The organism is Streptomyces sp. NPDC047085, assembly GCF_040643735.1.
Lineage (GTDB): Bacteria > Actinomycetota > Actinomycetes > Streptomycetales > Streptomycetaceae > Streptomyces.
Window position 1 is genome coordinate 206,793 of sequence record NZ_JBEYUW010000012.1, and the last position, 13,615, is coordinate 220,407.

General features: G+C 70.7%; 10 protein-coding genes. 2 read left to right on the top strand and 8 right to left on the bottom strand.

What is annotated here, in order from left to right; all coding sequences use genetic code 11:
- Nucleotides 1–83 precede the first annotated feature (83 nt).
- From ABZ865_RS32985 to ABZ865_RS33000, 4 genes are all read right to left on the bottom strand, one after another.
- Nucleotides 84–1,946, bottom strand: coding sequence for a M1 family aminopeptidase (locus tag ABZ865_RS32985; RefSeq protein ID WP_361238848.1), 1,863 nt, complete (start codon nucleotides 1,944–1,946; stop codon nucleotides 84–86).
- Between the two features lie 318 nt (nucleotides 1,947–2,264).
- Nucleotides 2,265–2,948: a YoaK family protein gene (locus ABZ865_RS32990; protein ID WP_361238612.1), complete on the bottom strand. Its 684-nt coding sequence runs from the start codon at nucleotides 2,946–2,948 to the stop codon at nucleotides 2,265–2,267.
- A 149-nt stretch (nucleotides 2,949–3,097) separates the two neighbouring features.
- Nucleotides 3,098–3,754 (bottom strand): 1,4-alpha-glucan branching protein, encoded by a 657-nt coding sequence (locus ABZ865_RS32995; protein WP_361238615.1) that lies wholly within the window; start codon nucleotides 3,752–3,754, stop codon nucleotides 3,098–3,100.
- A 193-nt stretch (nucleotides 3,755–3,947) separates the two neighbouring features.
- Nucleotides 3,948–5,561, bottom strand: coding sequence for an adenosine deaminase (locus ABZ865_RS33000; protein ID WP_361238618.1), 1,614 nt, complete (start codon nucleotides 5,559–5,561; stop codon nucleotides 3,948–3,950).
- Between the two features lie 335 nt (nucleotides 5,562–5,896).
- Here ABZ865_RS33000 and ABZ865_RS33005 point away from each other — a divergent pair, with 335 nt between their 5' ends.
- Nucleotides 5,897–6,814 carry an SGNH/GDSL hydrolase family protein gene (locus tag ABZ865_RS33005; RefSeq protein ID WP_361238621.1) on the top strand — a complete coding sequence of 306 codons (918 nt, stop codon included), beginning with the start codon at nucleotides 5,897–5,899 and terminating at the stop codon, nucleotides 6,812–6,814.
- A gap of 120 nt (nucleotides 6,815–6,934) precedes the next feature.
- On the opposite strand, the gene pgm is transcribed toward ABZ865_RS33005, so the two are convergent.
- Nucleotides 6,935–8,575 (bottom strand): phosphoglucomutase (alpha-D-glucose-1,6-bisphosphate-dependent), encoded by a 1,641-nt coding sequence (pgm, locus tag ABZ865_RS33010; protein WP_361238624.1) that lies wholly within the window; start codon nucleotides 8,573–8,575, stop codon nucleotides 6,935–6,937.
- A 214-nt stretch (nucleotides 8,576–8,789) separates the two neighbouring features.
- Between pgm and ABZ865_RS33015 the strand changes: the two genes are divergently transcribed.
- Nucleotides 8,790–9,437, top strand: a complete 648-nt coding sequence (locus ABZ865_RS33015; RefSeq protein WP_361238627.1) for a DUF4328 domain-containing protein — start codon at nucleotides 8,790–8,792, stop codon at nucleotides 9,435–9,437.
- Between the two features lie 79 nt (nucleotides 9,438–9,516).
- Here ABZ865_RS33015 and ABZ865_RS33020 read toward each other — a convergent pair whose 3' ends face one another.
- The 3 genes from ABZ865_RS33020 to ABZ865_RS33030 form a co-directional block, all read right to left on the bottom strand.
- The gene (locus ABZ865_RS33020; RefSeq protein ID WP_361238630.1) at nucleotides 9,517–10,854 is read right to left on the bottom strand and encodes an FAD-binding oxidoreductase; all 1,338 of its coding nucleotides are present in this window, start codon (nucleotides 10,852–10,854) and stop codon (nucleotides 9,517–9,519) included.
- 74 nt (nucleotides 10,855–10,928) lie between these two features.
- Entirely contained in the window at nucleotides 10,929–11,792 is an 864-nt protein-coding gene (locus tag ABZ865_RS33025; protein WP_361238632.1) for a hypothetical protein, read from the bottom strand.
- A gap of 10 nt (nucleotides 11,793–11,802) precedes the next feature.
- Nucleotides 11,803–13,473: an arylsulfotransferase family protein gene (locus tag ABZ865_RS33030; protein WP_361238635.1), complete on the bottom strand. Its 1,671-nt coding sequence runs from the start codon at nucleotides 13,471–13,473 to the stop codon at nucleotides 11,803–11,805.
- Nucleotides 13,474–13,615 lie beyond the last annotated feature (142 nt).

The following is a 13,615-nucleotide window of genomic DNA, read 5'->3' on the forward strand; positions in this document are numbered from 1 at the left end:
ACGGCGTACGGCCCGGCTGTGGTCCCGCGTCGGACCGGTCGTGGGCGACGCCGTCGGGCGCCGCCCACGACCGGCCGGCCGGGTCAGCCGTCGATGCGGTGCTGAGTCCAGAAGGACGTCAGGTCCGTGCTCGTGGCGGCCTGGGCGGCCGCCTTGAACTCGGCCGTGGTCGACACGCCGTACCAGTGCGCGGTCGCGTAGTCCTTGAGGAGCTTGGTCATCGCGGTGTCGCCGAGGACGCGTCGCAGGTCGTGCAGAGCGCACTTGCCGTAGCCGTAGACCACGGTGGAGTAGCGGGAGGAGTGCGCGTCCCAGTACGCCATCGAGTTGGTGATCTTCTCGGCGCTGGAGGCCCAGGAGACGCTGCTCCAGCAGTTGGTGCCGGTCTTGCCGAGCGCGAGGTCGGTGGCGTAGTCGGTGAACGCCTCGTCCAGCCAGGGGCTGGTGTACTCGTCGTCGCCGACGATGCCGTACCACCACTGGTGGCCGATCTCATGGGTGAGGGCCGTGGTGCTGACCAGGTCGAGGACGAAGCCGGGGTACTCCATGCCGCCGAACCAGTAGTTGTTGTCGATGACCGCGTCCAGCTCGCCGTAGGGGTAGGCGCCGAAGCGTGCCGCGTGGGCGTCGACGGCGGTCTTGGCGGTGCTGAGCATCGACTGGGCGCTGGAGGAGCTGATGCCCGAGACGGAGTAGATGTTCACCGGGACGCCGCCGGGCGAGGTGCCGGAGATCTTGCTGAACGGACCGGCGGCCCAGGCGAAGTCACGGACCTTCGCCGCGGTGGCGGTGGTGACCGTACGGCCGCTGGTGCCGGGAGTGTCGGTGGAGGTGCCGGTGGCCGGGACCAGCAGGGTGCTGGGGTGGTCGAGGGTCACCTTGAAGTCGGCGGCCAGGGAGTAGAAGGACTCGCCGTTGTTGGTGTACGGGTCCAGGTGCCAGCCGGCGCTGTCGCGGACCGCGAGGACGGGCAGCGCGTTGCCGATGAAGCTGAAGGCGCCGTCGTGGCCGAACCGGTCGGCGCCGCTGGGCACGGTGATGCCCAGGTCGAAGCCGATGGTGGCGGTCTGCCCCTGGTTCAGCGGGGTCGGCAGGGTGACCTTCAGGGCGGTGCAGTCCACCGAGAGGGCGCCCGCGGTGCCGCCGGTGACGTTGGTGACCGTGATCGGCATCGCCGAGCAGGTGCCGTGGTAGTTGTCCCACAGCCTCAGGTACACCTCGCCGAGCGCGGTCGCGGAGGCGTTGGTGAAGGACACGCTCTCGTGCCCGTTCCAGACGGTGCCGCTCGTGTCGCTGCTGAGGCTGACGGTGTAGGAGGGCGCGGCCGGGGTGCGGGTCGAGTCCGCCGGGGGCGGGGTGGTGTCGCCGGAGGTGGCGAGGGCGATGTCGTCCAGGACGAAGCTCGTCTGGAGGCTGTAGTCCTCGGTTCCGGTGAAGGACACGTTCACGGTCTGGCCCGCGAACGACGACACGTCGAACGACTTCTGCACGTAGCCGGTGTTGTCGTCGAGGTTCGAGTAGGTCGCCAGCGTGGTGCTGCCGATCTTGGCCGTCAGCTTGTCGTACGCGGTGGACGAGGTCGTCTCGTCGGTGTCGATGTGCAGCCAGAAGGTGAGGGTGGCGGTGCTGCAGCCGCTCGGGATCGTGACGCTCTGCGAGAGGGTGTCGGTGTGGGTGCTGCCGACGCCGTCGAGCCAGGCGTAGGCGGAACCGCCGTGGGCGGCCTGGCCGGTGCGGCTGGTGATCACCGTGGACGAGGACTGGGTCCAGGGCGAGGTGCCGCTCTCGAAGCCGCCGTTGGTGACGACCTGTGCCGGAGTGCACGCGGCGGCCACCGGAGCCTTGGCCGGCTGGGCGGCGGCGGGAATGACGGGGAGGGAGAGGGCGGCCAGCGCGGCGACGGTGAGGGCGCCGGCGCCGAGTGCCCGGTGGGGGGTCGATCTCAGCACGCTAACTCCTTTACGGCGGCCGGGGTTCCGGCCTGCTCGATGACCGCCCGGCCGGCTGGGGTGCGCCGGGGCGGCCGTGGGGTTGGGGTTGCGCGATCGCTGTGCGGGGGCGCCGCGCCCTGATGGGGTCAGGACGAGGCTGCCGAAAGAGTGACAGATTTGAACAGTGCATGCCAGAAGTGCAGGGGAAGTGGGTGGGCGTGCTCCTGATGTCGGGTCAGGGAGAGTGCGGCGGGGAGGACCCACGCGGCGTGCCGGATGGAGCTCAGGACTCCGGCGCCGGGCGGGGCTCAGGACTGCGGTGCCTGGTGAGGCTCAGGATTCCGGTGCCGAACGCAGCACGTAGCTCCCGATACCCCCGAGCACACCTGCGGCGGCGAGCAGCAGCGCCAGGGTCATGCTCAGCCGCAGCAGCGCCGCCCCGACGGCCGCACCCACGCACACCGCCAGCAGGCCGGCAGCACGGTAGCGCTGGCCGGGGTCACCCGTCCCGCCGCCCAGGGCCGAGTGCCGGATCAGGGTGACGAGGGTGCCGGTGACGAGGGTCGTGTTGAGCACCGCGCCCAGGCGCCACATCGTCGCGCTGCGCAGCCCCATCGCCAGCGCGATCAGCGCAGTCACGATGTAGTGGCGGGTCTCCGGATCCTGGCCCGCGGGGCGCAGTCCGATCGCGGTGAGCGCCGCGGCCACGAGGAGGGCGGCCGCGAGGGTGGCCGAGGCGAACAGCCAGCGGCGGCGCCGCGCGGACAGGGCGGCGCCCAGCCGGCTCCCGGCGACCGCGCCGACGGCGAACGCCGCCAGCGCGGTACCGGATCCGATCGGCGAGAGCCCCACCCCGCCCGCGAGCGCGAAGCCGAGGAAGAGGATGTTGCCGGTCATGAAGGCGGTGAAGACCTGCCCGAGGCCCAGGTAGGCCACCGCGTCGACCGCCCCCGTGACGGCGGTCAGGACGACGAGCGTCCTGGGCAGCGGATCGGGGCGGTGGGGTCGTCCGGGCATGGCCTCACCTTCTCCTCCCCGTAGCGCCTCCTTCTCCCCGCAACACCTTCTTCTCCCCACGGCGCCACGGGTTCCGTCCCCCACTACACCCCCGGTCCCGGTCCCCGGCACGTCGGCTTTTCCGGGCGGGTGGTGGAGCGGGCGCCGGGTCAGCCGGCGTCCAGGACCATGAAGACGGCCCGCAGGCGGGTCTCGTCCGGGCCCGGCCAGCCGGTCGCGACATGGCCGAGCGCTCCCTGGGCGGGCAGCGGCGGGTTCTCGGGCACCGGGGTGAGGACCCGGTGGATGCGCAGGGTCGTGCCGTGCGGAGCGGGCAGGCGGGTGCCGTGCTCGTCGTCCACGGGGGCCGGGGTGACCGCGGTGCCCGGGAAGGGCTCGCCGGTGCAGGAGCGGGTCACCTCGTGGTCGGGTGTGTCGGTGATGCTCTGCGCCATGGCCTGGGCCCTGCCCTCGATCAGGGACAGCAGTTCGGTGACCAGCACCGGGTCGTGGCAGCCGTCGTAGACCCAGCGCTTGCCCAGTACGCCGTGCTCCGTGGTGCCGACGAGGGCGTGCTCGGCCCCCTCCAGCGGCGCGCCGCGGTAGGTGAGCGGGACCAGGTAGGCGGTCGGTTCGGAGGTGGAGGTGTCGGTGGCCACCATGAACTCGATACCGACCTCGCCCTCCGGGTCGTCCAACCGGAAACCGCCGGACTTGGTCAGCACGGGCGCGTCGGCGCCGCCCCGGTACCAGGGTCGGGTGGGCAGCCAGGTGGTGAGGAGTTCGAGCTTGGTCGGCTTGAGGGTGGTGTGGTGGATGAGGGCCATACGGCAGTTTCTCCTGGCGGGTACGGTGGTTGACCCTCGCAGCCTTGCACACCGGCCGCGCCGGACCCCTCCCGGCCCCGTCGGCGCGGGGGGTCAACGCGGCCCAGGGGTCGGGGGGTTCGCCGGTGACCGTCCGCAGACGGCCGCGCCCCGCTCGCGGGCGGTGCGCACGGCCAGCAGCACCAGGGGCGTGTCAGTTCACCGTTCGGGTGTACGTCCGCTCGAAGTCCGTGAACGCCGTCTCCTGGCGCCATTCGAGCCGCGCCTTCGGGCTCTCCGCCAGCAGGCGCCGGCAGGCCTGGGCCCGTACGGGTAGGCCGGGCCGCTCACCACGGCAGGCCCGCACCGGGCGGTAGCCCTCGGCGGTGGGGTTGCCCTGCCACAGGCTCGCGCCGGGCACGAAGGCGTACTCGAGGGAGGCGCGGGCGAGGTCCTTCAGCTCGGGATAGCCCAGGTCGTAGGTGCCGGAGGCGTACTGGTACTCGTGGCTGATGTCGATGCGGGACACGCCGGGGTCGTCGGTGGAGAGGACGACCGGGACGCCGTACTGGCGGTAGGTGGTGAAGGGGTGGTCGGCGCCCTTGACGCCGAGGATCTGGGCGTTGCTGGAAAGGGGCACCTCGACGGCGACCCGGCGGGCCGCCATGGTCCGGGCGGTCTGCTGCCAGTCGTCCTCGTGGACGAGGTCGACGCCGTGCCCGACCCGCTCGGTGCGGGCGACGTTCACCGCCTCCTTGATGTGGAACTTCAGGTCCTCGGGCTTGACGAGGCCGGGCCACAACTCGCCCGCGTGCAGGGTGACATGGGCCTTCGGGTACTGGGTGCGCAGGTACTGGACCATACGCATCTGCAGGCTGTAGTTGCGCAGCGAGCTGTCCCAGTCCTCGGGCTGGACGAGGTTGACGGCGACGAAGCGCGGGTCGGCCTCGGCCAGCCGCATGCCGAGGGCGAGCTGGGTGAAGACCCGCTCCGGTGAACTGCCCCGGGACACCTGGGAGATCCAGCGGACGGTGAGGCCGCAGCCGGGCCGGGACTCCCCGGTGCCGCAGCGTTCGGTGGCGCGGAACTCGGCGTCGCCGTCGTCGGCCTCCTTGCGGGCCTCGGCCACCACGTTGTCCAGCTTGTGGCCCTCGACGAGCTTGCGGTGCAGCGCGGCCAGGTCGTCGTCCCAGCCGACCTGGTCGGCCAGCTTCCTCGCGCTGTCGGACGCCGGGGTGACCATGGTCTCCAGGTAGAACTGGTTCTGCCGTACGACGTCGTCGGCGACCTCGGCGAGCAGTTTGCCGCGGTGCCGCCAGGTGACTTCGCCGAACTTGCCGAAGGTGTCGAAGAAGTGGTCGTGGCCGTTCTGGTCGGGCGGGAAGTCCTGCATGGACCAGGCGCGCACGATCGCGTCGCCGAAGGCGCGGTCGGTGCGGGCGTCGGCGGCGGGGCGGGTGCCCGTGCCGCAGGGCGGGACGACGGCGGTCAGGGTGGCGTCGATGCACAGCCCGTCCTCGGCGGCCAGCTCGATGAGGTACTCCGTGGACACCGCGCCGGACAGGTGGTTGTGCAGGTCTCCGCCCTTGGGCAGCCGCCGGAAGAAGTCGCGCAGCGCGTCGGGCCGGGCCTCGACGGAGCGGAGGTAGGTGTCGGTGCGCGCCTCGGCGAGCGTGACCGGCCGGAGTGGCGCGGCACTGCGGGCGTCCTCCCGTGACGCGGGCTGCGCGGCGGCGGGCAGGGCGGACAACAGGGACAGGACACTGAGAGTGCCGAGCGCAGCCGGAACGACCCGGCGGCGTACGACACTTCGACGTTGCGGATTCACCAGGGCATGATCACGGAAGAATCACGGCCGCATCGACTCGCCCGGCGGGCGCTCCCGGGAGAACACCCGACCGGGTGACACCCCGGGCGCGCCGAGCGTGGCGGAGCGAAGCCGGCGGGGCGACGCCTGCGGGTTCCGGCACTGGTTGCTCCTGTGAACGCGGGCCGAAGTCGCCCCGTCGTGGGCACCCGGGTTCGGCTCCCCGCCGGCGCGAATGTTCGTTCCCGCTTCTGGTCCACGTGACCTACCGGGCGGTATACAGACCCCGTCGAACGCGCGAGGGCCGCTCCACGGTGCGGACTCGGCGCGATGTCCCGGCCTCAGGGGGAGGATTCATGACGAACGACACGCGTGCGGAGGACGTGGCGAGAGGTCGGCGGCGGGCCGCCGTGCTGGGGGCGGCCCTGGGCGGCTGCGCCCTCGTCGCCGCCTCCACGACACCCGCCGCCGCACACCCGGCCGGCCACGGCCACGACCTCACCTACGTCGCGCTCGGCGACTCCTACACCTCCGGCCCCCTCATCCCGAACCAGGTGGACGCCAACTGCGCCCGCTCCGACCGGAACTACCCCTCCCTCGTGGCGGCGGAGCGGGAGGCGACCGCGTTCAAGGACGTGAGCTGCGGCGGGGCCACGACGAACGAGATGTGGAAGGCGCAGGGCACCAACGGGCCCCAACTCGACGCCGTGGGGCGGGACACCGACCTGGTGACGGTGCAGATCGGCGGCAACGACGTCGGCTTCGGTTCGATCATCAACACGTGCGCCCGGCTCGCCGTCCAGGACCCGGCCGGCAATCCCTGCGAGCGCTCCTACAAGGCGTCCGGGTACGACCAGTTGGCCCTCACCATCGCGCAGACCGCGCCGAAGATCGACCGTGTGCTGCGGGCCGTCCACGACCGGGCGCCGCACGCGCGGGTGCTCCTCGTCGGCTACCCGGACCTGCTGCCGGACGACGGCAGCGGCTGCTTCCCGTCGGTGCCGTTCGCGCAGCAGGACTTCCCGTACCTGCGGGACACCGAGAAGCGGCTGAACCTGATGCTGCGTCTGGTGGCCGCGTGGAACCGGGCGGAGTACGTCGACACCTACCGGCCCACGGTCGGCCACGACATGTGCAAGGCACCCGCCGACCGCTGGATCGAGCCGCTGCGCCCGGCCTCACCCGCGGCCCCGGCCCACCCCAACGCCACGGGTGAGGCGGCCATGGCGCAGGCCGTGCTGGACCGGCTGGAGCAGCCACGCGGCCGGGACTGACCGGCACGGCGACGCCCTCCACGCGACCCGCGGCCTCCACGCCACCCGCGGCCTCCACTCGGACGCACCGCAACGGCCTCCACGCATCCGGCGTGGAGGCCGTGGTACGACCGCGTGTGCTCAGCCGCCGAGCGCGGCCTGAACCACACCCTTGGCCTCCTCCTGCACCTGGGCGAGGTGGTCGGGGCCGAGGAAGGACTCGGCGTAGACCTTGTAGACGTCCTCGGTGCCCGAAGGGCGGGCCGCGAACCAGGCGTTGGCCGTGGTGACCTTGATGCCGCCGATGGCTGCTCCGTTGCCCGGTGCCTCGGTGAGGACGCCCGTGACCGCCTCGCCCGCCAGCGTGTCGGCGGTGACCTGGGCCGGGGACAGCTTTCCGAGCAGCGCCTTCTGCTCGCGGGTGGCCGGGGCGTCGATGCGGGCGTAGGCGGGTTCGCCGAAGCGGGCGGTCAGGCCGGCGTAGTGCTCGGACGGCGTCCGGTCCGTGACCGCGGTGATCTCGGAGGCGAGCAGGGCCAGGAGGATGCCGTCCTTGTCCGTCGTCCACACCGAGCCGTCCCGGCGCAGGAAGGACGCGCCGGCCGACTCCTCGCCGCCGAACCCGAGGGAACCGCTGACCAGTCCGTCCACGAACCACTTGAACCCGACCGGTACCTCGACCAGTTGACGGCCGAGGTCGGCGGCGACCCGGTCGATCATCGTGGAGGAGACGAGGGTCTTGCCGATGCCCGCGCTCTGCGGCCACTGCTCGCGGTGCCGGTAGAGGTAGGAGATGGCGACGGCGAGGTAGTGGTTGGGGTTCATCAGGCCCGCGTCCGGGGTGACGATGCCGTGCCGGTCGGCGTCGGCGTCGTTCCCGGTCGCGATGCGGTAGCGGTCGCGCTGGTCGATGAGGGAGGCCATCGCGTAGGGCGAGGAGCAGTCCATGCGGATCCGGCCGTCCCAGTCCAGCGTCATGAACCGCCAGGTGGGGTCGGTGTACGGGTTGACCACGGTCAGGTCGATGCGGTGCTGTTCGGCGATCCGGCCCCAGTAGGCGACGGACGCCCCGCCGAGCGGGTCCGCGCCGATGCGGATGCCGGCCGCGCGCACGGCGTCCAGGTCCAGGACGCTCGGCAGGTCGCCGACGTAGGCACCGAGGAAGTCGTACCGCTGGGTCGTGTCCGCGGCGAGCGCCTGGGTGTACGGCACCCGCCGTACGTCCTTCAGGCCGCCCGTGATGATCTCGTTGGCGCGGTTCTGGATCCAGGCGGTGGCGTCGGAGGCGGCGGGGCCGCCGCTCGGCGGGTTGTACTTGAAGCCGCCGTCGGCGGGCGGGTTGTGCGAGGGGGTGACGACCACGCCGTCGGCGAGGCCCGAGGTGCGGCCCCGGTTGTGGGTGAGGATGGCGTGCGAGACCGCGGGGGTCGGGGTGTAGCCGTCCTCGCTGTCGATGAGCACGGTGACCCCGCCCGCGGCGAACACCTCCAGCGCGGTGACCTTGGCGGGCTCCGACAGGGCGTGGGTGTCGGCGCCGAGGAACAGCGGGCCGTCGATGCCCTGGGCGGCGCGGTACTCGCAGATGGCCTGGCTGGTGGCGGCGATGTGGTCCTCGTTGAAGGCGCTCGCCAGGGACGAACCCCGGTGCCCCGAGGTGCCGAACGCGACCCGCTGCGCCGGGTCGGCCGGGTCGGGGTGGAGCGCGTAGTACGCCGTGACCAGCCGGGCCACGTCGACAAGGTCCTCGGGACCGGCCGGCCGGCCGGCTCGCTCGTGCGGCATGAGTCCGTTCCTCCGCATCGGTGTGATCGAACGCTCGGACTCATCTTTCCTCGTCAGCGGCGGGCAGGCGAGTACGCCACCGGGGCAGCCGGCGGGCGGACCGGGGCGCCTGCCCCATGGGCACCTGCCCTATGATCCGGTCCTCCGATCTTCCGACCCGATCGCCGTCACGCCGTGCCCGCGCGTGCCGTCCCCCACAGGCAGGTGCCCCCTCGTGCCCGGACCCGTTGCCAAAGCCCCCTGGGCGCTCGCCCGTTCCGCCCAGGCCGCCGTGGCCGCGGCGGCCGTGACGGACGTCTGGCGGGCGGTGACCCTGCGGGCGCACCGGCTGCATCCGCAGGACACGCCCCTGGGCATGTCCGGACGAGCGTCCGAGGTGTACGTGGACGTGGCGACGGTCGCGATCGTGCTGTTCCTGGTGTGGTTCTCCCGTTGCCGGCGCAACGCCCGGCTGCTCTCCCCCACGCCGCTCGCCGGCTCCGCCGCCTGGGCCGTGCTCGCGTGGCTGATCCCGGTGGTCCACCTCTGGGCTCCGCGGGGGCTGGTCCTCGACGTGCATCGCGCGAGCGGCCCCGGCGCGGCCGAGGGCCGCGACCGCGTGCTGGTGAACGTCTGGTGGGCGGCGTGGGTCGGGCACGCGCTGGCCCTCACCGCGGGCGCCCTGGCGGGCCTGGAGACTTCGCTCCCTTACCTCTTCGTGACCGAGTTCCTGGAACTGGCCGCGGGTGCCCTGGCGATCGCCGTGATCCAGCGCGTCACGGCACGCCAGTCCGCCGCACTCGACGCGACCCGCCCGCTCCCGGGCGTCGCGGAACCGCCGCGCCCGGAAGCGGACGTGTCCTACGGTCCCGGGGATCAATGAATCCGTGGTCGGCACTGAGATTGATCTTGGACAGCGGGCCAGGTGCGAGGGTTCATGGACGGTGAGGATGACGCCCTGGTCACGGGCGGCCGAGCCAGGAAATGAAGAGCCCGTCGGGATCCCAGGTGGCGCGGAGGTCGTCGAGGCGTCGGAGGTTCTCGTCGGTCACGAACCGGTACGGGCGGTTGATCAGATTCTCGTCGGCCAGCTGGATGCCGCTGGCGTACGGCTCCCAGGCGCGCATGTGCTCGGTCACCCAGTCCGTGTACCGCCGGTCGTCGGCCGGATCGGACCAGGCCGCGTACAGCCCGTAGTACAGCTCGTCCTCCACCGAGAAGGCCATCGGCGGGCGTTCGGGCTGTCCCTCGTATCCCCAGTTGTACAGCACCATGTGCGAGGGTGCCGGAGGCCAGGTCTTCAGCATGGCCTCGAAGTTGGGCCAGAGGTCGTCGAAGGAGGCATGGGTCCACATGTTGTCGGCCAGATAGCGCTTGGTCTCGTCGTAGTGCGGATCGGTGCCGAGCCGGCTCAGGGTGCCGGTGTCCGTCACCTCGTTGAGCCGCGTGGTGAGCACCTGAGCACGTGCCGGGCAGGACTCGAAGACCGACAACTGCTCCCTGGCCTCCTCCTCGCTGTCGGTGAAGGCGGTGGCATTGAGTGAGATGAGCGGCTCGTCGTACGTCATCGGGTCGCGGTTGCACATGAGATTGATCTCTGCGGGCGTCCGACGGCCGATCTCGTGCACGAAGCCGTAGACGTCCCGCGCGGCCGAGGCGGGCCAGAAATATCCGCTGTTCATCGTGATCCGCTTGCGCGGGTAGAACTTGACGTGGAACCGGGTGACGACGGCGAAGAAGCCGGGACCGGCGCCCCGGGCGGCCCAGAGCAGATCGGCGTTCCGGGTCTCGTCGGCGTGGATCCGCTCCCCGTCGGCGGTGACCGCGTCGATGCCGGTGACCGACATGCAGGCCGGTCCGTAGTCCCGCCCGGCCCAGGCGAATCCGCCCTGCAACAGGTAACCGCCGATGGAGACGCCCGTGCAGTGCCCCGTGGGGAAGAACAGGTCCTTCTCCGCCAGCATCGAGTTGAGCTCCGACCCTTTGATGCCGGGCTGGGCGGTGCCGGTCATCGCCTCCTTGTCGACGGCCACATGACGCAGATTGGAGAGGTCGATCAGCACCGTGCCGTCGCGCAGGTGCGACCCGGACCAGCTGTGGCCGCCGGAACGGACCGAGATCTGCAGGCCTTCCTCCCTGGCCAGCTTCACCGCTCCGACGACGTCGTCCTCGCCGTTCGCCAGCACGATCACCTCGGGGTAGCGGTCCGGGACCCCCGAATGCCAGCAGGCCTCGCTGCGCAGGCACTCGTAGCGGTAGTCACCGCGCCGCAGCACCCTGCCCTCGATGTGGTTCGCCATGGCCGTTCCCTTCGCCGAGTTCGATGTACATCACCCGTCGCGCGAGCCTCCAGGGCCCAGGACATCCGGACCGTTCACACCTGTTGACGGTGTTCGAACTCGTCGAAGATGTCCGGGAGGAACGCGGCGAGGTGGTTCATCTCCTGCGAGCAGTGCACGACCATGGCGCGGGCCTGCACGTCTCCGAGCCTCCTCACGCCTTCCGCGACTTTTTCGAGTTCACCGGTCAGGGAGGCTCCTCCGCTGGGGGCGACGTAATTCCCGCCCATCCAGAAACGCGAACGCATCTCGGCGCCATCGTCCACCCGGCGTACGTAATGGACCACATGACCCCAGTCGAGTGGGACATGCGAGAATCCGACTCTCGCGCAGATCGCGGTTGCCTTGTCCGGATCGAGCCTGTCCTCGCTGAATCCCAGAGCGCTGGGACGGACGAAGCGAATGGCGAGCTCGCCCGGCACGTTGCCGACGTACTCGTCGACGAACGATGTGCCGCCGACATATCTCTCACGGTAGGAAGCGCTCCGGTCCGCCGTGCCGTCGGACCATTCCGCGTACAGGTGGGCACGCGGATACCAGAGCTTGTAGCGCTGGGTCTCCGAGGTGTGCCACCAGAACCACCAGTCCACCATGTCCGGGGTCACCCTCGGCATATGAGTCGATGTGGCGATGTGCATGGAGCCGTCGTCGAAGAGGCTGTATCCGTTCTCGAGATCCTGTTGGCCGGTCTCGCTCAGTGTTTCCGCGTCGTCGAGGCCCAGACACAAAGGGGGCGCCTGCGGACCGAGATCGATCGCCTCCTTGATGTGCCCCGGCAGCGGAGCCATCACCGGGTTCCAGTACTTCGCGTACCACTTGCCGTCGAGTTCGCCGGGCCGCATACCCAGGTGGGTCCGACGGGAGGGATCGGGACGTGGTTCCGTCGTGGGCTCGGTCATGGGCCGGCCTTCAGCGGGACAGGGTCACGACGTCGGAGGACTTGAGGACGTGGCCCTCGTCGTCCAACGCCTCGACCTGGAAGTACGGTCCTCGGTGGGCCGTCCGGACCGCCGTCTCGAACCCGGTTCGTTCGGCGTGCCGCACGACCACCGACAGGGAATCGGGGTCCGGTCCTGCGAGCACCCGCCACGCTCTGGTCTGCGTCGAACCGTTCCAGGAGGCGTAGACGACGCTGTTCCCGTTGTCGGTCTTCGCCGCTGCGCTCGGCGGATAGTAGGGCTTGCCGACCCACGTGTTGCGGAAGGCCCGGTACGAGATGTTGGAGCCCGGCATCTTCGCGTCGTACAGCAGGTTCTCCGAGCCGTTGCCTTTCGTGTTACCCGCGTTGGCGTATTCCGAGTAGTACGAGCTCTGGCCCCATCCGACGAACTTGTCGCCGTTGGCCAGGGCCTGGGTGTTCCCTTGGGACGCCGAGAAGAGCGCCGGCTGGTGGTAGTAGGTCCGCACGGCGGTCGCGCGGCGGTGGTCGAAGTCCAGGTCCAGGACCAGGCCGTGGGACTCCTGTTCCGGTGTGCCGTCCGGCTGGTTGCAGCAGCCGTCGTCGAACAGGCTGATCTTGTTGTCCGGCCCGTACCGTGCGTCGTGCTGCCAGTAGAAGTCCGCGTCGGGGCCGAAGGTGAAGTCGCTGTTCTTGCCACCGAGTTGCCAGCGGGCCTTTCCGGTCTTCTTGGAGATTTCGTAGATCGCCCAGAAGTTCCGGACCGAGATCAACAGCTCCCCTCTCGGTCCCTCGTCGAGCGAGTTCAGGTGGTAGGCGTCCCATACCCCGCCTGACGCCGCCGCGTCGGAGGCCGGCACCTCGGAATCGGCGGGGTCCAGGTGATCCAGCAGGTCCCATGAGAAGACGAGCTTTCCCGTTTCCAGGTCGACTTCCTGGATCTCGCTGTCCAGGATGGCCCCGTCCTTCGGGCCCCCGTAGCGGGTGAGATCCATGGGGACCGGCTTGGACGCGATGAACAGTGCGGTCCCCCTGCGGGTCAGCAGGAACTCGTGCTCGTCCGGAGAGAAGCCGTGATGCGCGAAGACCGTCTTGAGCAGGCGGTAGTGATCGTCATAGATGTAGTAGCACCCACCCGGCTCGGGTGCGCCGCCCGGCAGGTTCGTGTATGTGGGCGGAATGGCGATGGATCCCTGCCACCACGTCAGCACCGGCTGCGCCTTTCCGGTCCGCCGGTTGTGGTAGGTCTGAACCTTGAAGTCCGCGTTCTGGAGGTCGGGGGAGGGCAGAGGACGGAACCAGACCGGATCTCCGGAGTCGTCGGAGATGAGCGCCCCCGTCTGGCCGAACACCGCGGTGCCGATGGCGTAGGGGCCGACGAAGATCTTGCCGGGGGCCGTCCCGGGCTTGTGCGCGGTCACTGTGACCCGCTGGGGGTGAAGGGCCGGCTCGGAGACGAAGCTCCAGACGCCGCTGCCCGAAGTGATCGGCGGCGGGGTGGTCGCACTGCCGGTCGGGGGAGCGGGCTGCGTCGCGCACAGGTGCGGCCGGTCCGGCGGTGAACTCGCGGTGGCGGAGGGTGGGCAGCTCGCGAAGGCGAACCCCACCGCGATCACGCCGGCCACTGCGGTGCGGCTGAGCCGTCTTTTGACACCGCGAGCCCCTGGCTGGGGTTCCGCCATGTTCCGCCTCCCTGCGGCCCTGTCTCCGTCTGCATCGCTCGAGCTGTCGCTCCCTGGCGACGGTAGGCGCCACCGCGGGCTCGCGCCTGTCATGGGCCAGTGCACTGGACCATTTGGACGCGGTGGTGGCGCCACCCGCAGA

Bases quoted from the DNA above. Each gene is read 5' to 3' on its own strand.
- ABZ865_RS32990 (WP_361238612.1), bottom strand. From the start codon at position 2,948: ATGCCCGGACGACCCCACCGCCCCGATCCGCTGCCCAGGACGCTCGTC.
- ABZ865_RS32995 (WP_361238615.1), bottom strand. From the start codon at position 3,754: ATGGCCCTCATCCACCACACCACCCTCAAGCCGACCAAGCTCGAACTC.
- ABZ865_RS33005 (WP_361238621.1), top strand. From the start codon at position 5,897: ATGACGAACGACACGCGTGCGGAGGACGTGGCGAGAGGTCGGCGGCGG.
- pgm (WP_361238624.1), bottom strand. From the start codon at position 8,575: ATGCCGCACGAGCGAGCCGGCCGGCCGGCCGGTCCCGAGGACCTTGTC.
- ABZ865_RS33020 (WP_361238630.1), bottom strand. From the start codon at position 10,854: ATGGCGAACCACATCGAGGGCAGGGTGCTGCGGCGCGGTGACTACCGC.
- ABZ865_RS33025 (WP_361238632.1), bottom strand. From the start codon at position 11,792: ATGACCGAGCCCACGACGGAACCACGTCCCGATCCCTCCCGTCGGACC.
- ABZ865_RS33030 (WP_361238635.1), bottom strand. From the start codon at position 13,473: ATGGCGGAACCCCAGCCAGGGGCTCGCGGTGTCAAAAGACGGCTCAGC.